This is a genomic window from Treponema sp. R8-4-B8, from assembly GCF_054786175.1.
In genome coordinates, this window is sequence record NZ_BDHE01000001.1 from 23,993 (window position 1) to 43,626 (window position 19,634).

Below are 19,634 nucleotides of genomic sequence, written 5' to 3' on the forward strand. Positions count from 1 at the left end.
AACCCGCCCCTCATGTTTTCCCGGTATTTCCTGAAGCCCGTATTCTGGGATCAATGATAAAGTAGACCATATCCACTATCAAATTAAGAACTAGAAACAGAGCAACTAGAAACAGCATTATACTCTGCACTACCGGATAATCAGACGCTTGAATACCCTCAATTAACAAAGCGCCTATTCCGCCAAGGGCGAAAACATTTTCCACCAGTACCGCTCCAATAACCATAGCGCCAATTTGCACCCCGCCGACTGTGATAACAGGGATCAAAGTATTTTTAAAACAATGGGTCATCACGATACGGCGAAAAGGCGTTCCTTTGGCGGATAGGGCAAGCGCGTAATTGGATTTAAATTCCACAATCATGCGGTCACGGATTATTCTGCCTATTAGGGCGACCATATTAAGGCTTAGGGCAAAAGCGGGAAGGCATAAATAATACAGATTTTCCGTAAAACCGCGTCCGGCTCCAAACGCCGGAAACCATCTGAGTTTAAAAACAAAGATCAACATTAATAAAATAGCGTTAAGAAAAACAGGCGAAGACACGCAAAAGATCATAAAAGCCGAAATAACGCGGTCAACGGCGGTATGCCTTTTTACGGCGCTTATAACGCCCGCGGGTACTGCCAGAAGAATAGCGAATAGGGCGCTCATCAAAACAAGTTGAATCGTAACCGGAAGCCTTGCAGAAAGGAGGGCGCCTACAGGCTGACGGTGCCTGAAACTGTCCCCTAGGTTTCCCCTTACCGCGTTACTGATCCAAATAACGTATTGCTGTGGAAGGCTTTTGTCCAAATGGTACTGGGCTGTCAGAGAAGCCCGCGTTTCATCGTTGATTCTCCGTCCGCTTGTAATAGAGCCGATTGGATCAGAAGGCGTTAGGCGGATAAGAAAAAATATCACTACCGATACCGCAAGAAGTACCGGTATAAGAAAGAGGAGCCGTTTCAAAAAATACCGAATTGCGAAATGCACTTTTAACCTGCAAAAACTATACCTTAAAAAGACAAAAAATGTAAGCGTTTTCCGGCATTGCGATTAGTTTTTACGATGCTTTCTCTTCTTTGACATTTTCTGTTTTTTCTTGAAAAATCTGAGCGTCGGAATTGCGATTTAATTCCGTTTCAGGGCTGAAAAGCACTACCCTGTTTCGTCCCGCTAATTTGGCGGCATAAAGCGCCATATCCGCATCATGGATCAGTTTTTGTATATACCCGTTTTCCAGCGACTTTCCCGCTTCAATCTCTGTAATGCCAAAACTCGCGTGAATTTCTACAGGCCCCTTTACCAGGGAAACGGGCGATTCAGACAGATACGCGCGAAGCCGTTCCAATACTACTAGTCCCGTTTCTTTATCAGTATCGTAAAAGAAAAAGATAAATTCTTCACCGCCGTACCTGCCCATGAAGTCTTTTTTTCGCAATTTAGCCTCAACAATCTTGACCGCGTGACGCAGAGCTTCATCTCCTGCCAAATGCCCGTAAGTATCGTTAAAACTTTTAAAATGATCTATGTCCATCATGGCAAGGCAGCATGGAACATGAAGATATGCCGCGGTGGCAAGTTCAATTTCCGCCATCTCAATAAATGCCCGGCGGTTAAGAATGCCTGTTAGGGGATCATGGCTTGCCAGAAATTTAAAATGAGCGTTGCTTTCTTTAAGAATTTCCACATGCTCAACTTCTTTGCGAAGCTTATCATTTATAACCGCGAGGGTTTCCCCTTTTTTATGAATTATTTTTTTTAATTCTTCATGAATCTGAACAATTAACGGATCTTCCGCGTATTCATCGGGAAGATCGGGAACATTGTTGTCCCTAAGCAGTTTTAAGATATGTTCCAGATATTCTTCAGTCTTCTTCATTTTATATATTGTAAGTCCATTTTTGTAATTCAACTTTCCGTATTGTGTTTTTTATTTTATATAATAAAACCGATTGCTCACAAGGTTTAGTAATGTAATCAAACGCTCCAAGCTCATACGCCCTTTCTTTCGCGCTATCCTCATCTAATGACGTATAAAACATTATTGGAGTAAATTTTAAAGCCGCAATATCGCCAATTCTGTCGAATACTACCCAGCCGTCCATCTCGGGCATTAAAATATCAAGCAGTATTACATCAGGAATGATTCCGCTTTTACCTAAAAATTCCAGCGCTTCCGCTCCTGACTTTACCATAAAAATGTCATATTCATCTTTCAATGATACTTCAGTAATGGTAAGATGTATCTCATCATCATCAACCAAGAGAATTTTTCTACGCGGATTAATGTCTATAATCATTTTACGACTCCTAAATTAACCACTCTGTAATAGAGATGGCTGGTAGTATGCACATAATACCTATGTGTATACTATGTATTAAATTATAAGTACTTTAAGAATATATGTCAAGCATATTTATAAAAAAAAGTCATTTATGGAAAATTGCTTATTTCCTTATTGACTGGCGGTTTTCTTTTTGTTACAATATACTGTAATCATATATGTTTAGTAAGATTATTAGGAGAGTGTTTATATGGCAGTTTTAGCGCGTAAAATTAAATCAACAGTAGTAAATGGCAAGATTTGGCCTGTTTCATGGCAGAGTTGGTCGTGGATAATCACCATAGCATGGATGACGATTGCCAATTTTTGGCATCCTTTTGGCCTTTATGGCTTAGTTTGCATGTTTACGCCTATCATTATCGCTCTAGCTGGATATGGAAAAATGAGTTGCGCGAGGATTTGTCCGCGCGGTTCATTTCTTGGATTAGTTACGCGACCGTTTGCTTTTTTCGCGCTGAAACGCCCTTCAATAATGCATAAAAAAGGGTTTAAATTTTTTCTATGGGCATTGATGATGGGCTCATTTATCGGGCTGATGATATGGATTGTCCCGACATTAGATATTGACAGGATAGGTTATACAATTCTGGTTTTTATGGAAACAGCCACGGCGATAGGAGTGATTTGCGGGATTCTTTTTACGCCACGAATGTGGTGTACCATTTGCCCAATGGGTACTACTACAGGGAAAATACGCGATATTCAATATAAGGGCAAGGCAATACCTATAAATAAGATTCAGTAATTTTAATCTGTTTATTAAAACAAATTATTATTCCTCCAATCTGTTGGATTTCCAGGTCCGACCCATTTATTAAGTGCAAAACTTCCGTTAAGGCTCAAGGTAATAAATTTCTTTGCCAAAACAACCGCGTCATAAACCGAAAGACCGCGAGCTAAACCGGAAGCAATTGCCGCTGATACGGTACAACCGGCTCCATGTACCCAATTTGTATTTATAAGGCGATCTTTTATTATTTCAAAATTTTTCCCGTCATACAAAAGATCAACGGCTTCTGTCGCGTTAGGCAATTTTGAACCGCCTTTAATAAATACATTTGCGGTTCCCTTTTCTACAATTATTTTTGCCGCTTCTTTCATTTGTTCAACATATGAAATTTCCTTTATGCCGGAAAGCTGCCCCGCCTCAAATAAATTCGGCGTAACAACATTTGCCAATGGAAGTAATTTTTCAGTTATAGACTGATTCAATTCAGGATTTAACGCCTCATCGTTCCCTTTGCAAACCATTACCGGATCAAGTACATAGTTTTTAATTTTATAATTGCTTATATATTCACGGGTCAATTCCACAGCGTAAAAAGTTCCAAGCATACCCGATTTTACCGCTGTAAGCCCAACGCCCTTAAATACCGTTTCCAGTTGAGCCTTTAGAGTTTTTTCATCAACCGGAAACACGCCATGCGCCCAATTATTATCGGGATCCATAGTTGCGATAAGGGTTATCGCCGTCATTCCATAAAGACCGTATTCTTCAAACGTCTTTAAATCCGCCTCAAGTCCTGCGCCCCCGGAAGCGTCCGATCCGGCAATAGTCGCAATTTTAACCATAATTGTATTCTCCTGTAAATTTTAATTCCAATTAAATATTCGTGAAATGTGATGCTGGGTACAATTTGAATTTATATACCTGCCGTTTTCAACGCTTGTTCAATATCTCTTATCAAGTCGTCCGTATCCTCAAGCCCAACGCTAAACCGAAAAAACCCTCCGTGGAACTCATCGGCATAAAGATACTGCCGCTCGTCGTTTTCTCCGAGGAACACGATCAGGCTTTCGTCATGGCCGAGAGAAACAGCGTTTGTAATTACACGCAATTTGCTTACAAAACGGTTATGACCGTCATGATCGGCATTGAGTCCGAAAGCCATAATCCCGCCGAAACCGCCAGGCATTTGCCGTTTGGCAATGACATGCCCTTTGTGCGTTTCCAGTCCGGGATATGACACAAAACGGACAGCAGGCTGTTTCTCCAAAAATTGCGCTACGGCAGACGCGCTGTTGTTGTGTTGTTTCATTCTTAGGGGCAGCGTTACCGCACCGCGCATAATCAGCCATGCGTTAAACGGACTGATTGCCCCGCCAAGGTTCACCATTGCTTGTGCGCGGATTTTATCAATCAAAGATTTCGCGCCCAGCACCGCGCCGCCCATTGCGTCGCCGTGGCCATTGATATATTTTGTCAGGCTTTCTATTACAAGATCGGCTCCAAGAGCAAGAGGGCGTTGATTGTAAGGCGACGCAAACGTGTTGTCCACGGAAAGCATAGCTCCGTTTTCATGGGTAATATTTGCAATGGCTTCAATGTCGCTGATTTTCAACGTGGGATTGGAAGGCGTTTCTATGTGGATTAACTTTGTATTCGGTTTTATAGCAGCCTTTACTTTTTCCAAATCGGAGGAATCAACCAAAGTGGACTGGACATTATATTTTTCCGGCAGTAATTCATGCAGCAAGCGGTAAGCGGCGATGTAGGTTGAATCGGATACGACGACGTGATCGCCCGACTTTAGGAAGGCGAAAAACACGCCGGAAAGCGCCGCCACTCCTGACGCCAGAACAACGCAATCGGGCGCGTCGTGGAGCAGGGCAAGTTTTTCCTGCAAGTACCGTTGGTTTACTCCGCCGTTGCGGGTATAAATACTGCCCTCGGCGCTGCTCCAGTTTATATCCGAAGGATCGTAAGGCAGTTCATAACTGTTCGCCATTGTGATTGGGCGGCGGATAGCGCCAGTCTCACCGTCAACCTCATTGCCGCCGTGGATGGCGCGAGTGGCAAAGCCGAAATTCGCGTCAATATTTTTGACAACCATCTGTATATGTTCCTTCCCACACCGGATACTTTAGTATTATAGAACAATGCAGGGGCTGAAAATTTTCAACCCCTGCAGTTGATTATTTATGACTTGTTAATTCCTTCTTCCAACGCTTCTATAATGTCGTCGATATGCTCAATGCCAATGGACAGGCGGATCAAATCAGGTGAAAGGCCGCCTTCTTTTTGCTGTTCAGGACTGAGTTGTGAATGTGTCGTGCTTGCGGGATGTATAACCAAACTCTTGGCGTCTCCCACGTTGGCAAGCAGTGAGAACAGAGGCAGGTTATTTATAAACTTGATGGCTCCGTCATAGCCGCTCTTTAAGCCGAATACGACTACGCCGCCAAAGCCATTTTTAAAATACTTTTTCGCAAGCGCGTGAGTCGGGTCGCCGGGAAGCCCAGGATAGCGAACCCATGCTACTTTGGGATTCTTTTTCAGCCACTCTGCGACTTTCAAAGTGTTTTCCACATGGCGCTCAACACGCAGGTGCAAGGTTTCAATGCCTTGCAGGAACTGCCATGCGTTGTCCGGCGAAAGGGCGGCGCCTAAATTGCGTAATGGAACGGTGCGGACGCGAAGCGCGAAAGCTATTGGTTTTAGCGCGTCGGGCAAGTCAATCGCCCAATGCAAGCCGTGGTAATTGGGGTCCGGTTCGGTGAAAAGCGGATGTTTGCCGGCTTTCCAGTCAAACTTTCCAGCATCGGTAATTATGCCGCCAATATTTGTGCCATGACCGCCAAGCCATTTTGTCAGAGAATTGACAACGATGTCCGCGCCGTGTTCAATGGCTTTGAAAAGGTACGGAGTTGTGAAAGTGGAATCCACAATTAAAGGCACTCCGTTTTTGTGGGCTATGTCCGCAATGGCTTTGAAATCCACAACATCAAGAACCGGATTGCCGATGGTCTCCACAAACAACGCCTTAGTCTTAGGCGTGATCGCCTTTTCAAAATTTTCAGGCTTGCTCTGATCTACGAATTTCACCTTTATGCCGAGCGCGGGCAATATGGCGTCGAACATTGTGTAACTGCCGCCGTAAAGGTTTGTGGCGCTCACAATTTCATCACCTGCCTGGGCGAGGGTGATTATTGCGTAGAAGATAGCCGAAGTTCCGCTGGCTATGGCGACGGATGCGGCTCCTCCTTCCAAAGCGGTTACTCTGTTTTCCAGAATTTCGTTGGTCGGGTTTGTGAGACGGGAATAAATATTCCCAAGTTCCCGCAAACCGAACAAGTTTGCCGCATGTTCCGTGCTTTTAAAAACATAAGCCGTAGTTCTGTAAATTGGAACCGCGCGGGCTGTGGTCGCGCTATCCGGCTTTTCCTGTCCTGCGTGAACCGCAAGAGTTTCTAAACGATACTTACTCATAATATCCTCCTGATAGGTTGGTAATTAAGGAATTCTACTAATTCCTACTAAACATATATGAATACTATACTAGAATATTTCAAAAATGTCAAGCTATAATTAGAAAAATTTTCATTTATTTTCGCGCAAATTTTGGACTTGCTATTTGATTACCAGTTCCACTTTTTTTGACGCGCCCATGTGATGAGCGTCTCCGTTATAGGAAATAATCACTGAATAAATGCCGCGCTCTACTGGAGGTGCGTTAAGAGGCTGATTAGAAGAGGAGCGATAATACGCAACGCCCGGTTCAACATTCTGGTCTATGGAAAAAACAATCGATTTAGGTTTTCCGTCATAAATAAATTCCTGTCTTTCTTCGGCGCTTATGGTTACCATAGCTTTTTGAATATGAAATTCCACCGTAATGTCATTCCCCGCCTTATAGCCATTTCCTGCAGGCCGACGTATGCGTACATAGTAATCGCCAACTTCGACAGGCGGCTCAGACGAGCCGTTTCTGTCGGCATGGAGGTCTTCTTCGCTGCGGAAGTAAGTAATAACTGGGGACGGTGCGCCTTTTTTTGAAGCGGTTGCTTCGATGGACTGCCCTTTTCCATTGTACAGGGTATGTTGATGAGTCGCTGAAGTAATGATGGGCGCGTCTTCCAACGCCCGCCTTGATAAGCAGGCGGAAAACGCCAATACCATACAAATTATTGCTGCGGTAAATACCGCGGTTTTCTTTTTCATTTTAATGCCTCCTTTAAAAAAAATAAGTTCACCGTTTACAATAAGTTAAAAGGTTTCAGTATTTTGTCAACCTGTACCGGCCTGTCGTTCTCGTCATCTACTGTAACTTTAGTAAACAGCCAGCCTTCTATGCGTTCAGGGTTTGTACCAGCGGTGATAAACGGTTCGGGATTAAGCACAAAGACAATATCTTTATCATTGGTTGTTAAATCTTTTGCCCATTCAAACATATTGCCATCTCCCACACTCACGCCGTAGTGATCCGCCGCGCCATGATAGCCGATAGACTGCCGTTTCAGTTTTACTATTTGCTCGTATGAGGCAAGCGGCGTCGCTTCACCGTCATACTGTAGGCGTTCCGTCCCCAATTTTGTTCCCACAATAAGAGAATTGCTTTCCCCGTTGAAGTAAAAATTATCGGGAAGCAATGCGGTATCAAGCCCTGCGGCAAAGAATGGAGCGGCGTCAAATTCCAACATCACGTCAAAATGGGGGCTTTCCGCAAAGTTACGGCTCCAGATAAAACGGGCGCTGCCGTCAGGAGCGGCAAAAGACCATCCCCCGTTTATATCGTCAGCCGACGCCAGTTGAGGCGCTTTATTTAACAGTTCGCCAAAACTGCGAATAGAATAATTTCCTATCGTATCAAGTTTGTCGCAGGAAAAAACCAATAGCGCCGCAAACGCCACGATTACTTTTCGTTTATTCATAATCTATCCCTCCAAATCCGAAAGCTGCGTAGAAAGATACCGTTCCCCCGAGTCGGGAAAGACAACGACAATGTTTTTTCCCCTGTTTTCTTCCCGTTCCGCGACACGCAATGCCGCCCATGCGGCGGCTCCCGCCGAAATGCCGACAAGTATGCCCTCGGCGCGGGCGACTTTGCGGGCGGTGATAATCGCGTCTTCGTTTGTCACCCTGACAATTTCGTCAATGATTGAACGGTTCAGCACTTTCGGGATAAAGCCCGCCCCAATGCCCTGAATGCGGTGAGGACCGGCAAAGCCGCCTGAAAGCACTGGAGACGCGTCAGGCTCGACTGCAATTATTTTAACGGCGGGCTTTCGTTTTTTCAACACATCGCCAACGCCGGTAATAGTGCCGCCCGTGCCTACGCCCGCGACAAAAATATCAACCTCTCCTTTGGTATCCACCCAAATCTCTTCGGCGGTGGTTCTGCGGTGCGCTTCGGGGTTGGCGGGGTTTTCAAACTGTAACGGAACAAAACTGCCGGGAATCTGCGCGGCAAGTTCCTCCGCTTTTCGCACCGCCCCCTTCATGCCGTCTTTGCCCGAAGTGAGAACAACGTCCGCGCCGAGCATCTGCGCCAATTTGCGCCGCTCAACGGACATTGTTTCGGGCATGGTAAGAATCAATTTGTAACCCTTCGCGGCGCAGGCAAAGGCAAGCCCAATGCCTGTATTCCCCGATGTAGGCTCTATCACAATGCCGCCCGCTTTAAGTTTGCCGTCTCTTTCTGCTGCGTCGATCATTGCTGCCCCGATACGGCACTTAACGCTGTTCATGGGATTAAACGATTCTATCTTGGCGAGTATCGTCCCCGGCAATTCTTTGCCCAAAATTTCCCTGCCAAGTTTTGAAAGCCTGACTAACGGCGTATTGCCCCGCGCCTCAATAATGCCGTCATAAATATGCCCCCGGCTTTCAATTTTTACATTTAAATTGTTCTGTTCCGTCATAATATCTCCCATTATTCTCTAATATAACTCTTTTCTCTTTCTCTTTTCTTTTAAATCGAGTACTCCGATTCCTGATTGAGATCATACTGAAACATGGCAAAAATGCGATCCTGAATGTCAAGTAACGCAGGATCGGTTCTTGCCCTTGGGCGTTTCACGTCAACGCTGATGCGGTTTCTTATGCTTCCCGGACTGGGAGAAAAGATAATCACTTCATCGGAAAGATAGACCGCTTCTTGCACTTCGTGCGTCACCAGAATCGCGGTCAACGGCGAATCGGCATTTCGTTCAGATAACAGGCGTAAAAGCTCGTCCTGCAACTTTTCCCTTGTCAGCGCGTCTACGGCGGCAAACGGTTCGTCCATCAATATTATTGAAGGCTCTACAGAAAGCGCCCTTGCAAGTGCAAGTCTTTGGCGCATGCCGCCGGAAAGCTGTGACGGGTATTTGTTCGCGAAAGCCGCAAGCCCAGTTTTTTGCAGATAAAAAAGCGCCTTGTCGCTTATCTCAGCACGTTTAAGTTTTGCCTTCCCCTTGCGTCCCGCATTCCGCAGTTTGAGCGCGAACTCTACATTGTGCAGACTGGTCATCCATGGGAATACCGCATAGTCCTGAAATATCATTGCAATATCATGTTTTGGCCGATCCCGAAACACGCCGTTTGCCAGAGGCGAAATAAAACGGTAGCGCCGTTTGTAATCGATTTGTTCCTTTCTGGTCGCGGGCAGCGGCTCCAGAACCAGCTTGCCATCAATATGTATTGTTCCGTCAGTAGGCGGCTGAAGTCCTGCAAGTATTTCTAAAAAGGTTGATTTGCCGCAGCCGGAAGGCCCAAGTAACGACACAATTTTCCCATCCGGGATGTTAAGCGAGACATTTAGGACAGCGGTAAGCCCTTCGGCGATACCCTTTTCATTTGTCACCGAGAAAAATTTGCTGATGCTTTTAGCCTGTATCATGCGGTAATCTCCATCTTACTTTTTTCTTTTTCCCGCTATCTTCCGACTTTCCAAACGGCAAGTTTGATCTCAACGTATTTAAGAACTTCGATAAGGAACCAGCCTATCCAGCCGAGTATTACCATGCAGACCATCATTTCAGGAATGACGAAGTAATCCTTCGCCTGGCCGAGCAGATAACCTATGCCCATTCTGCCGCCATAAGACTCGCCGATTAGGAGCATTACCAGTCCCATGGCGACGCCGGTTTTCAGACTCATAATGATGGAGCCAAAAGCGTGCCAAAAATACACTTTGCGCAACAGGGTGAATTCGCTCGCGCCGAAAACCCTCGCGGAGGCGAGATAGCGCGGGTCGGTATCCTTAATTCCCTGATAGGTGTTGAAAAGCACCGGATAAAAAATGCCGATGAACATGAGAAATATGTGCATCTTGCTGCCTATGCCGAAAAAAATGATCGTCATGGGAACCCATGCGGGCGGCGGTATTGCTGATAGTATCTGCCAGAGCGGAAGCACATAAGCGCGTATTTTTAAGTTCCAGCCCATGAGAAGCCCCAGGGGAACCGCCAGCGCAACTGCTATGCCAAACGCGGCGAAGAAGCGCCCCAGGCTTATGAGTATGTGAAGTATAAGTTTTTTGTGCAAAAGCATAAACCAAAAACGCCGCGCTACAACGGACAGGCTTGGTATCAGAGCTTCGGGAAGAATTTTCCAACGCGGGAAAAATTCCCATATCAACAGTATTGGGATCAGCACGGTAAGGAATTCGAGAGAAAAGAAATTCCCCAATGAGTTTTTAAGAAATCCGCCGATCTCCAAAAAGAAGCGGCGGATTCCCCTTGTTTCGTAAGTTTCAATCATAGCGTTAAGCTACAAGGCAGCATGGCTACAGAGTAGCGTCGCTACTCTGTACGCGGCTACCAAGTAATTCCTTTGAACTGCGGCGCGAAAAGCGCGTCGCCTGGGTTCTTGTCGATAGTTCCCAGTTTTACAAGCGCGTCGGCATAACCTTTAAGGCCAACCGTATCAAGCTTGATCTGGAATCCCAGTTTCGGGTTACTGTTGATAATAGCCTGCTCGGAAACATTTACATATTTACGGGCAATGGCTACGATGTCAGGCGCGCTTGGATTGGCGCGGATGATTTTGTTCGCTTCGTCAATTGCTTGAATAAAAAGTTTTGCGTCATCAAGCCTTGTTGCGATAAAGTTGGTATTGGCGTTGATCGTGCGGCATGGCGGATTTTCGCCTGCAAGGTTCGCGTCAATCTTGCCGTCGCCATTGGCGTCCGACGTTCCGTCAAAGATAGTCTTGTATTTGGGCTTGCCCTGGGCATCTACAAGAAGCAGTGCTTCAGCCACAAAAGGTTCCTCTAAGATAGCTCCCTTGACGCTTCCCGCTTCGAGGGCGGCAAGAGCCGCGCCGGGCGCAAGAGTTACCAGTTCAAATTCAGTATTGTACTGGTTCTTGAGCGCGTCCCTAATCGCGATAACCGCGCAGCAGGTAGTTGAAAGCCCCGCAATTTGCAATTTATTTACGTCACGCGGAACCTTAACCGGCGAGTTCACCGGAACCACCAGCACCGAAGTACAGGGTATTTTTACCTGACTGATAATGATGATGTTCTGCCCTTTTGCAATGGGCGTGATTACGCCAGTGGGGCAGTTGAAAACGATGTCGGCTTCGCCTCCGACCACCGCCGCCACGCCGGAACTGGTCTGTTGAATTTCCACATCAAGTCCCCGTTTGGAAAAGAGACCTTTTTCGTAGGCTACATAAAGATCGAGGTGATGTGTCGAATTGGCATCCGCCACGATAATTTTCTTCCCTGAAGCAGTAGCCGCTTTTTCTTTACCGCCTCCGGCAAAGATCGGCGTTAAAACGATTAATCCGAATAATAACGCCGAGACGAGAATTTTTCTAAAACTGATTTTCATTTGAAAACCTCCTAATATTATTAACACATAATACCTATGTGTTTACTATGTATTAGATTATAAACATACTAAACAGATATGTCAAGTATGTATAGATAATTATTTTCAAAAAATGATCAATGTCGGTTTACGACATTCTGCTACAAGTAATACTCAGGCTCTTTAAACCGTGAAAAGTAATAGGGCGATTCCTGTAATATTTCCAAAAAAATCTCCGTAATGTCAGGATCAAATTGAATCCCTTTATTCTGCTCAAGTTCCGTTAACGCCGTCCTTAAAGAAAGCGCTTTTTTTCTGTACGATCTGCTTGATGTCATCGCGTCAAAGGTATCCGCAATGGCGATAATTCGCGCGTGCAGGGGAATTGCCGTGCCTTTAACGCCATCGGGGTACCCTTCGCCGTCAAATCTTTCATGATGATGATATACCGCCGGCACTAAATCTTTAAAAGACTTTATGTATTTAAGGATAGAGGCGCCTGTTTCTGGATGAGATTTGATTATGGCGTACTCCTCGTCGGTCAGCTTTGTTTGCTTTTTAAGAACCATATCGGGTATTCCAATTTTTCCAATGTCATGCAATAACGCCGATCTTTTAAGGTCTTCAATATCCTGCCTGTCTAATTTCATGCGCTGCCCTATGCTTTTGGAGTATTCCATTACCCGGCGCGAATGTCCTGCCGTGTACTGGTCTCTTGCTTCCAACGCTTCAGAAAAAGCCATGATTGTTTCAAAATGCGTTTTTTCCAAAAGCTCGGCAATGTCAAGCGGCTCCTCATCTCCTAAATGAGATTTTTTATTAGAGTTGTTTTTTTTATATGTCCTTCCCATTTTGATTTCTCCTGATGAATTTGGAATTATAGTTCTTAATTCCTATTAAATACGTATGAATACTATGATATATATACAAAAAAATGTCAAGCACTGATTGAAAAAAAATTCTGTGGAACTCAAAGGCATAATAATACTGTTTTCTTCCATAATATTACGCTTTAAATCTTTTTAATCGCAGCGCGTTGGTCAATACCGATACGGAACTCAAACTCATGGCGGCGGCGGCAAAAATCGGGTTGAGGAGCGGCCCTCCAAAGAGGTACAAAACTCCGGCGGCAATGGGAATACCCAGCACATTGTAGCCGAATGCCCAGAACAGATTTTGTTTGATATTGCGGATTGTCTGTTTGCTCAAGTTTATAGCGGTGGGAACGTCGCTCAGATCGGAACGCATAAGCACAATATCTGCCGATTCAATCGCCACATCCGTCCCGCTTCCTATAGCGATGCCGATGTCTGCCTGCGCCAGCGCCGGAGCGTCGTTGATGCCGTCTCCCACCATTGCAACAAAACGTCTGCGGTTGTTTAACTGTTGGTGTTTTGTTACTTTGGAGAACAGCTTGCGCTTTTTTTCAGTATTGTTTTCCAAATCCGTTTCCTGCAATTTCTTCACTTCGGCAGATTTGTCCTGCGGCAAAACTTCGGCAAGCACGCAATCTATTCCTACCTGTTTGGCGATGGCGTTTGCGGTTTTTTGATTGTCTCCGGTAATCATGGCCACTTCGATTCCCATTTTATGGAGCCGCTCAATCGCCGCCTTGCTGGAAGGTTTCACTACGTCCGCCACGGCGACGATTCCCGCAGCCTTGCCGCCCAGAGCGACATACATCGGCGTTTTTCCTTCACTTGCAAGACGGTCGGAAATGGGTTCTAGTTCGGTAAGAGGGATGTTTTGTTCGTCCATGAGTTTACGGTTACCTATGAGGATGGGGAGTGGGGAGTGAATAGTGGATAGCAGAGACGAGGAGATTTTTGCCTCTATGCCTCTGCCGGGGATGGCTTTAAAGTCTGTTACAGGCGGCAGTTCAAGGCCGCGCTTTTCCGCTTCGCGCACGATAGCCGAAGCAAGCGGATGTTCAGAATTTTTTTCAACAGCCGCCACAATCTGAAGTAGAAAATCCACCCCCTGCTCCTTGCTCCCTGCTCCTTGCACACTTCTCACTGCTCCCTGCTCCCTGCTCACTGCTCCCTGCTCCCTGCTCACTGCTCCTTGCACACTTCTCACTGCTCCCTGCACACTTCTCACTGATATTACATCCGTAACTTCCGGCTTGCCTTCGGTAATTGTCCCCGTCTTATCAAACACAATCGTTTGAATTTTATGAGCCGTTTCTAAAGCTTCGCCGCCTTTAATCAAAATGCCGTTTTCCGCGCCTTTGCCGGTTGCCACCATTATTGCCGTGGGTGTGGCAAGACCGAGGGCGCAGGGGCAGGCGATGACTAATACGGAAATAAAAATCGTAAGGGCGAATTCGGTTATTGACTTTCCGGCGGGCAAACTGACAATACCTGCGGAAGCCGCGGCGAACCACGCGACACCGGCGACAAGCGCGATGGCGCAGACAACAGGGACAAAGTAACCGGAGACAATATCCGCCATTTGCGCTATTGGCGCTTTTGAGCCTTGAGCGTCTTCAACCAATTTGATGATCTGCGCTAAAGCTGTCTCGCTCCCGACCTTTTCCGCTCTAAAATAAAAATGTCCGTTACTGTTAATGGTCGCCCCGTAAACCGGATCGCCGGGCTTTTTGTCAACCGGCATACTCTCCCCAGTGAGCATGGATTCGTCTACCGCGCTTTGCCCTTCGGTTACAGTTCCGTCCACGGGGATTTTCGCTCCCGGCTTTACCACGATAATGTCACCTAACACTACTTCGTCAATGGGGATTTCTTTTTCCACGGCTCCAACGGAACCAGCTCCAACGGAACCACCGTTGACGATAATGATTGCCGTCTTGGGCGCAAGACCCATTAGTTTTTTTATCGCCTCGCTTGTTCTGCCTTTGGATACCGCTTCAAGTGATTTGCCCAGAAGAATCAGGGCAATAATCACTCCGGCGGTTTCAAAGTACAGGGATTCAACCGCGTGATGGTTTCCTGCGGCAATCTGAGACAAATTGTAAACGCTGTAAACTACCGCCGCCGTGGTTCCAACCGCTATAAGCGAATCCATGTTTGGACTGCGGCGCAGAAGATTTTTAAAACCTACGGTATAAAACCTGTTGCCCGCGATTATAATAGGGATTACCAATAATAACTGCACTAGAGCGTAAACAAGGGGAAAATTCATCGGGGCAAGAGCTTTGGGGAAGGGCAGGGTGACCCATTTTATCATAGGAGCCATAGCGATATAGAGCAGGGGGAGCGCCAACGAAGCGGCAATTATAAATTTTGTCCACAGGAGTTTAATTTCTTTTTCTTTGCGGAGCTTATCTTCATCTAACGCGTTTTTTGAAGTTTCAATAACTTCGTAACCGGCATTGACGATTGCCTCTTTGATAGCCGAAAGGCGCAAGGTTTGCGGGTTGTAAACTACGGTCGCCTTTTCCGTGGCAAGATTTACCGAGGCGCTTTCTATGCCTTCAAGTTTGCACAGCGCCTTTTCAACGCGGGCGGAACAGGCGGCGCAGTGCATGCCGCCGACGGTTAAAGTTTCAGTATTCATAAATCAACCTTCTTCTTTGGCTTCGGCAAGTACGGTAATGGTACTTTTTATCATGCCCATCCAACAGGAGTAGCGGAACCTGCCCGCCTTTGCGGGAGTAAACTCAATTACATTTTCGCCCTGCTTAAAAACATATTCAATACCGTATTCGTAAAAAATCGCGGCGTAATTACAACCGTTAATGCTGCCCGGCGGCGCGTTGATTGTCCAACGCACAGGAATGCCCTGCTGTACGGTTATCGCGGGATAGCGGTTAGGTTGCAATGTTGAGTTGACAATCTGTACGCCGTTTTTAATTACCGGAGCAAACTTTGACGAGCTGGAATTTTCAGTTTTTTCAGCGCCCTGCATCCGCTCTCGAATACTGCTATTCGGTACGGCGGCTTTAGCGGAAACAGGCTTATCCGGCGAATTGGCAAACCCCGAAAGACTCCAGCCGTTTGAGAACATGACAAGCCCCAGCGCGGCGACAAGAATCGCCCCTATTTGCATAACGCGGCGGGAGAATGTACGCCCCTTTGCGCCGCTTAATGTGGAACTTGCCGCGCCCAATGCGAACATCAACGGGATAGTTCCAGCGCAAAACAGAAACATTGAAATGCCGCCGCGAATGGGGCTTCCTGTGGAGAGCGCGTAAACTTGCATAGCCTGTAAAGGCCCACAGGGCATAAACCCGTTCAGAAAACCGATAACAAACGGCCCGCGACTGGTTTTATGTCCATCAGTTTTTTTTGCGAATAACGATGCTATCTTCTCTTGAAGTTTAGCTGGCATTTGCGGAATTAATCGCCTGAGAGCCGGAAACACTCCCAGCATATTTAACCCCATGATCACCATGAAGCCCCCCGCAATAAGCTGCACCGCTCCCTGAAAACGCCCCGACAAAGTAATCACCGAACCCAAAGCGCCGACAATAACCCCCACCGCCGTATATGAAACAAGCCGCCCGAAATTGTAGAAAATACTTGGCAGAAGTAAAGAATAAACGTCACCTTTCCTAATTGTTAATTGCTCATCGTTAATTGCTAATTTCTTCTCTTTTCTTTCTTCTTTTTTCTCTTTATTTAACGTTTGCGAAAGATTAATCCCCCCGCACATGGCAATACAGTGAACGCCGGTAAGGAGTCCGATAACAAGCAGCATCCCGTAACCCATGCCTTCCTGCGCGAGCGGGAAAGCGGCCGCGAGTTTGCTGGTTCCAAAAGCGCGTAACAGCATGAACAGCGCGAGGATAATCACCAGAGTCCCGATAATTTGCGGGATTGTCTTACTTTGCACAGATTGATCTTTACCGCTTTTTTCCCGCGTCTTGTAACCCAAATTTTCAATTATCTCGGATATTTTATCAAAGCTAATTATCGCCTCATCATAGGTGACAACCGCGTATCCGGTACGGTAATTTACCGCCGCTTTCTTGATGCCTGCCGTTTTTTTCAGTTCTTTTTCAATCGTATTCTGGCAGTTTACGCAGAACATTCCATCAATGAGAAATGAGCGTTTTTGCAAACCTTGGTTTATGTTTTTATCCACAATACCCTATTTATACCATAGGTTTACTATGTTTTTCAAGTTTCTTTGGAAAGAATTTCTCACAAAGATCACGAAGGAACAAAGAACATGAAGGAAGAGGGAAGATTGAGGGAAATTTTTCCCTTGCCGTAACCTTCCAAAAGCAAGTAAAATTAAAATAAGGAGATATTTATGCCGCAAGCGCAAACCATGACTTTAGATGAAAAACTTGCCACGTTAAACAGGGCTATAGAATTGAAAAAATCTGGTGATCGAGAAGGGTATGAACGTCTTACACGGACAGTTCCTTTGCCCCCTTTTCTAGCAAAAGTAATGAAGGAAAAAGTCGGTATGGAATTCTTTACAAGATATAAATGGAATTTATCTGAAGTAGAGGCTGAATTTGGACCTGATTACATTAGCACTTAATATTGCAAATTCTGTAATATATATTTATTCTGGACGCAAAGGTTTTACCACTAAAGGGAAGGAACAAGAAGGGCGTATTTCCTACGAAGATGGCATAGCTGAAGCTATGACCGCCTTTCAACAAGCGTAAATCTCCGCTGATCCTCAAGCCCTAATTCTTGCCGAATACACTTTTATTACACAGGAATTCCAGTTATGCGATAAAACCGATAAAGACTCAATTAACAGTCTGACAAAAGCCATTAAGTTTTTTGATGACGCTTTTCTTGCTCTTAAAGCCGTTGAAGGTTTGCATTACGAGGTTGTAGAACAAGCCATTCCCCACGATAAAGACTACCGTGTGAGCGGCTTCCCAAGAGACGCATTTCATGTCGCCTGTATAGGGCATAAAACCCGAATACAAAACATACTAAAAGCCCCCGGCATAGACCTCATAGAAAAAACATTGCTCAAACAGCGTTTAGCCAATATGTCTACCGCGCAAACCGCGTATGTGGAGAAGCAGAAGAAAGCCCTTACAAAAGAAAAATGAAAGGTGAAAAAAGAAGAAAGTTGTTGTTAGTTATTTTATCTTGATACCTCCGCTCTAACCTTGTTTTTTTTTCAATATATTATATTATTGCAGTTAAGGAGAAAAAAATGAGTCCAAAAAGAACTGTTACCCATAAAACTAATGCAAAGGCAACTTCAAAAAAAGCTACCTCAAAGGCAAAAACACCTGCAAAGTCAAAAGCGGCGTTAAAAGGGAAACAACGCCCCAAAACCAAATAGCGATAGTCGGTGGTATGACGGCACTATTACTCTGTAACATCTAAAACTTTACAAATATTATATCCAGAAGATTTCTCACAAAGAACACAAAGAAAGAGAAGGACACAAAGAAGAATCAGAGGGCTTTTGTCCGTTATCTTATCGTGAAATTTCAAGATCAGCTTTGAAACAAAAACCCCTAATCCCCCTTTGTGATCTTTGTTCCTTCGTGCTCTTAGTGTGAATTTTTTCGAATAAATCCCTAACAAGGCGGCGGCAAATCTTTACCGTCATAAGGCGCAAGAGCAATGTCAATGTCTTTGACAATATCACTGTCTATTTTTCCGGTATCAGACATTTCATTTAGTATCTGCATTGTGTCCGCGTGATTGCGTCTGGGGTGGTAAGGTCTTTCTTCGCTTATTGCTTGATATAAGTCCAGACAGACTAACAGCCGGGAATTAAAGTCAAGGTCGGGAGCTTTTTTGCCAAAGGGGTAGCCGGTGCCGTCAAGTTTTTCATGGTGATTGGACGCCCAATTGCATATAGTCTCGAAGCCTTCAACTTCATTAAGAAGTTCCCACGTTAGGCGAACATGTCCTCTGATAATTTTAAATTCTTCATCGGTAAGATTGCCGGGTTTTTCCAGAATGTCAATGGGAACTGCCAACTTGCCGAGATCGTGCAAAGATGCCGCAAGATACAATTGCGCGTGTTTTTCAGGTTCGTAATTATAGTACTTGCCCATTAACCACGCTCTATTTGCAATCTGAGTTGAATGTTTTTCCGTAAAAACAGATTTATAGTCGATGATTCTGGCAATAAAACTGGACAGGCCAAAAATTGTTTCTGTATGAATATCGACAGTCCAGGGGAACAAAACCTGTAACGCGGTTTGTTTAATGACATCATCTTTAAGAGATAGAACCGCAGGCCAGTCGAGAATTTCCAACATTAGTTCCGCTGCTTTTTTACTATAACTTTTTCCGCTTTCCTGACTGATCATATTTCGGATAACGGACAGTTTTTCAGACTCAAGCCTTTGCAGATGATAAATAACGTCAAGTGAATCGGCAATGGCGATAAGTTCCGCTTCAAGAGGACCCTCCCCTTCACGTATGCCGAACGGCCCTTTTCCGTCGGCGCGTTCATGATGATACAGAACAAAATCCTTTACATTTGTTTCAAAACAGAGGTCATCCACGTTTCGCTGGCCGATTTCGCAGTGTTTTTTCATTGCCATGTCATGATTTCCGCCTTTTTGCTCGGAAAGAATATATTCGGTAAGGGCGCTGTCATGAAGCAGGGCGCAAATTGAAAGGGCTGTGATTTCCTGCGGAGTTTTTCCCAGTAGCGTTCCCATTTTGGCGCAAAGAACGGCAATACGCTTGCCGTGATTGGGGCTGGCCCCTGCAAGGGTTCCTTCCACAATATCCAAAGCAGTGGATATTGATTTGATAAGCGAATCCATTCGTACAGTAACCATAATTATCCTCTTTATACCATAGGTTTGCTATGTTTTCAAGTGTTTATTAAAAAAGAAACTTTACACAAAAATAATAAATCCGCGCCTCATA

At 45.3% G+C, this 19,634-nt stretch carries 20 protein-coding genes; 4 read left to right on the plus strand and 16 right to left on the minus strand.

What is annotated here, in order from left to right; genetic code table 11:
* Positions 1-10: 10 nt before the first annotated feature.
* The 3 genes from ACYVRA_RS00100 to ACYVRA_RS00110 form a co-directional block, all read right to left on the minus strand.
* Positions 11-952, minus strand: a complete 942-nt coding sequence (locus tag ACYVRA_RS00100; protein ID WP_461250708.1) for an ABC transporter permease — start codon at positions 950-952, stop codon at positions 11-13.
* A gap of 94 nt (positions 953-1,046) precedes the next feature.
* Positions 1,047-1,865 carry a GGDEF domain-containing protein gene (locus tag ACYVRA_RS00105; protein WP_461250709.1) on the minus strand — a complete coding sequence of 273 codons (819 nt, stop codon included), beginning with the start codon at positions 1,863-1,865 and terminating at the stop codon, positions 1,047-1,049.
* A gap of 1 nt (position 1,866) precedes the next feature.
* Entirely contained in the window at positions 1,867-2,286 is a 420-nt protein-coding gene (locus ACYVRA_RS00110) for a response regulator (RefSeq protein ID WP_461250710.1), read from the minus strand.
* Positions 2,287-2,521: 235 nt separating this feature from the next.
* Here ACYVRA_RS00110 and ACYVRA_RS00115 point away from each other — a divergent pair, with 235 nt between their 5' ends.
* Positions 2,522-3,076: a 4Fe-4S binding protein gene (locus tag ACYVRA_RS00115; protein WP_461250711.1), complete on the plus strand. Its 555-nt coding sequence runs from the start codon at positions 2,522-2,524 to the stop codon at positions 3,074-3,076.
* A gap of 14 nt (positions 3,077-3,090) precedes the next feature.
* Here ACYVRA_RS00115 and thiD read toward each other — a convergent pair whose 3' ends face one another.
* From thiD to ACYVRA_RS00175, 12 genes are all read right to left on the minus strand, one after another.
* Positions 3,091-3,903 carry a bifunctional hydroxymethylpyrimidine kinase/phosphomethylpyrimidine kinase gene (gene thiD / locus ACYVRA_RS00120; protein WP_461250712.1) on the minus strand — a complete coding sequence of 271 codons (813 nt, stop codon included), beginning with the start codon at positions 3,901-3,903 and terminating at the stop codon, positions 3,091-3,093.
* A gap of 71 nt (positions 3,904-3,974) precedes the next feature.
* Positions 3,975-5,165: a trans-sulfuration enzyme family protein gene (locus tag ACYVRA_RS00125; protein WP_461250713.1), complete on the minus strand. Its 1,191-nt coding sequence runs from the start codon at positions 5,163-5,165 to the stop codon at positions 3,975-3,977.
* 86 nt (positions 5,166-5,251) lie between these two features.
* Positions 5,252-6,541, minus strand: coding sequence for an O-acetylhomoserine aminocarboxypropyltransferase/cysteine synthase family protein (locus tag ACYVRA_RS00130; protein ID WP_461250714.1), 1,290 nt, complete (start codon positions 6,539-6,541; stop codon positions 5,252-5,254).
* Positions 6,542-6,682: 141 nt separating this feature from the next.
* A complete protein-coding gene (locus tag ACYVRA_RS00135) occupies positions 6,683-7,273 on the minus strand; it encodes a hypothetical protein (protein WP_461250715.1) in 591 nt (196 codons plus the stop codon).
* Positions 7,274-7,308: 35 nt separating this feature from the next.
* The gene (locus tag ACYVRA_RS00140; protein ID WP_461250716.1) at positions 7,309-7,983 is read right to left on the minus strand and encodes a hypothetical protein; all 675 of its coding nucleotides are present in this window, start codon (positions 7,981-7,983) and stop codon (positions 7,309-7,311) included.
* Positions 7,984-7,986: 3 nt separating this feature from the next.
* Positions 7,987-8,973 carry a cysteine synthase A gene (cysK, locus tag ACYVRA_RS00145; protein ID WP_461250717.1) on the minus strand — a complete coding sequence of 329 codons (987 nt, stop codon included), beginning with the start codon at positions 8,971-8,973 and terminating at the stop codon, positions 7,987-7,989.
* A gap of 50 nt (positions 8,974-9,023) precedes the next feature.
* Positions 9,024-9,932: an ABC transporter ATP-binding protein gene (locus tag ACYVRA_RS00150; RefSeq protein WP_461250718.1), complete on the minus strand. Its 909-nt coding sequence runs from the start codon at positions 9,930-9,932 to the stop codon at positions 9,024-9,026.
* A 35-nt stretch (positions 9,933-9,967) separates the two neighbouring features.
* Complete coding sequence (locus ACYVRA_RS00155; RefSeq protein WP_461250719.1) at positions 9,968-10,795, minus strand: ABC transporter permease; 828 nt, start codon at positions 10,793-10,795, stop codon at positions 9,968-9,970.
* 56 nt (positions 10,796-10,851) lie between these two features.
* Positions 10,852-11,871: an ABC transporter substrate-binding protein gene (locus tag ACYVRA_RS00160; protein ID WP_461250720.1), complete on the minus strand. Its 1,020-nt coding sequence runs from the start codon at positions 11,869-11,871 to the stop codon at positions 10,852-10,854.
* A 140-nt stretch (positions 11,872-12,011) separates the two neighbouring features.
* Complete coding sequence (locus ACYVRA_RS00165) at positions 12,012-12,701, minus strand: HD-GYP domain-containing protein (protein WP_461250721.1); 690 nt, start codon at positions 12,699-12,701, stop codon at positions 12,012-12,014.
* A gap of 154 nt (positions 12,702-12,855) precedes the next feature.
* On the minus strand, positions 12,856-15,369 hold the full coding sequence (locus ACYVRA_RS00170) for a heavy metal translocating P-type ATPase (protein WP_461250722.1): 2,514 nt from the start codon (positions 15,367-15,369) through the stop codon (positions 12,856-12,858).
* Positions 15,370-15,372: 3 nt separating this feature from the next.
* Complete coding sequence (locus ACYVRA_RS00175) at positions 15,373-16,899, minus strand: urease accessory protein UreH domain-containing protein (RefSeq protein ID WP_461250723.1); 1,527 nt, start codon at positions 16,897-16,899, stop codon at positions 15,373-15,375.
* Between the two features lie 171 nt (positions 16,900-17,070).
* On the opposite strand from ACYVRA_RS00175, the gene ACYVRA_RS00180 reads away from it, so the two are divergent.
* The 3 genes from ACYVRA_RS00180 to ACYVRA_RS00190 all read left to right on the plus strand — a co-directional run bounded on the left by ACYVRA_RS00180 (position 17,071) and on the right by ACYVRA_RS00190 (position 18,078).
* Positions 17,071-17,307, plus strand: coding sequence for a hypothetical protein (locus ACYVRA_RS00180; RefSeq protein WP_461250724.1), 237 nt, complete (start codon positions 17,071-17,073; stop codon positions 17,305-17,307).
* Positions 17,308-17,596: 289 nt separating this feature from the next.
* A complete protein-coding gene (locus ACYVRA_RS00185) occupies positions 17,597-17,839 on the plus strand; it encodes a hypothetical protein (RefSeq protein WP_461250725.1) in 243 nt (80 codons plus the stop codon).
* 107 nt (positions 17,840-17,946) lie between these two features.
* Complete coding sequence (locus tag ACYVRA_RS00190) at positions 17,947-18,078, plus strand: hypothetical protein (RefSeq protein WP_461250726.1); 132 nt, start codon at positions 17,947-17,949, stop codon at positions 18,076-18,078.
* Positions 18,079-18,319: 241 nt separating this feature from the next.
* Here ACYVRA_RS00190 and ACYVRA_RS00195 read toward each other — a convergent pair whose 3' ends face one another.
* Complete coding sequence (locus ACYVRA_RS00195; protein ID WP_461250727.1) at positions 18,320-19,543, minus strand: HD-GYP domain-containing protein; 1,224 nt, start codon at positions 19,541-19,543, stop codon at positions 18,320-18,322.
* Between the last annotated feature and the right edge of the window lie 91 nt (positions 19,544-19,634).

Excerpts from the sequence above, each read along its gene's own strand:
- ACYVRA_RS00105 (WP_461250709.1), bottom strand. The coding sequence starts at position 1,865 with ATGAAGAAGACTGAAGAATATCTGGAACATATCTTAAAACTGCTTAGG.
- ACYVRA_RS00110 (WP_461250710.1), bottom strand. The coding sequence starts at position 2,286 with ATGATTATAGACATTAATCCGCGTAGAAAAATTCTCTTGGTTGATGAT.
- ACYVRA_RS00115 (WP_461250711.1), top strand. The coding sequence starts at position 2,522 with ATGGCAGTTTTAGCGCGTAAAATTAAATCAACAGTAGTAAATGGCAAG.
- thiD (WP_461250712.1), bottom strand. The coding sequence starts at position 3,903 with ATGGTTAAAATTGCGACTATTGCCGGATCGGACGCTTCCGGGGGCGCA.
- ACYVRA_RS00125 (WP_461250713.1), bottom strand. The coding sequence starts at position 5,165 with ATGGTTGTCAAAAATATTGACGCGAATTTCGGCTTTGCCACTCGCGCC.
- ACYVRA_RS00130 (WP_461250714.1), bottom strand. The coding sequence starts at position 6,541 with ATGAGTAAGTATCGTTTAGAAACTCTTGCGGTTCACGCAGGACAGGAA.
- ACYVRA_RS00135 (WP_461250715.1), bottom strand. The coding sequence starts at position 7,273 with ATGAAAAAGAAAACCGCGGTATTTACCGCAGCAATAATTTGTATGGTA.
- ACYVRA_RS00140 (WP_461250716.1), bottom strand. The coding sequence starts at position 7,983 with ATGAATAAACGAAAAGTAATCGTGGCGTTTGCGGCGCTATTGGTTTTT.
- cysK (WP_461250717.1), bottom strand. The coding sequence starts at position 8,973 with ATGACGGAACAGAACAATTTAAATGTAAAAATTGAAAGCCGGGGGCAT.
- ACYVRA_RS00150 (WP_461250718.1), bottom strand. The coding sequence starts at position 9,932 with ATGATACAGGCTAAAAGCATCAGCAAATTTTTCTCGGTGACAAATGAA.
- ACYVRA_RS00155 (WP_461250719.1), bottom strand. The coding sequence starts at position 10,795 with ATGATTGAAACTTACGAAACAAGGGGAATCCGCCGCTTCTTTTTGGAG.
- ACYVRA_RS00160 (WP_461250720.1), bottom strand. The coding sequence starts at position 11,871 with ATGAAAATCAGTTTTAGAAAAATTCTCGTCTCGGCGTTATTATTCGGA.
- ACYVRA_RS00165 (WP_461250721.1), bottom strand. The coding sequence starts at position 12,701 with ATGGGAAGGACATATAAAAAAAACAACTCTAATAAAAAATCTCATTTA.
- ACYVRA_RS00170 (WP_461250722.1), bottom strand. The coding sequence starts at position 15,369 with ATGAATACTGAAACTTTAACCGTCGGCGGCATGCACTGCGCCGCCTGT.
- ACYVRA_RS00180 (WP_461250724.1), top strand. The coding sequence starts at position 17,071 with ATGCCGCAAGCGCAAACCATGACTTTAGATGAAAAACTTGCCACGTTA.
- ACYVRA_RS00190 (WP_461250726.1), top strand. The coding sequence starts at position 17,947 with ATGAGTCCAAAAAGAACTGTTACCCATAAAACTAATGCAAAGGCAACT.
- ACYVRA_RS00195 (WP_461250727.1), bottom strand. The coding sequence starts at position 19,543 with ATGGTTACTGTACGAATGGATTCGCTTATCAAATCAATATCCACTGCT.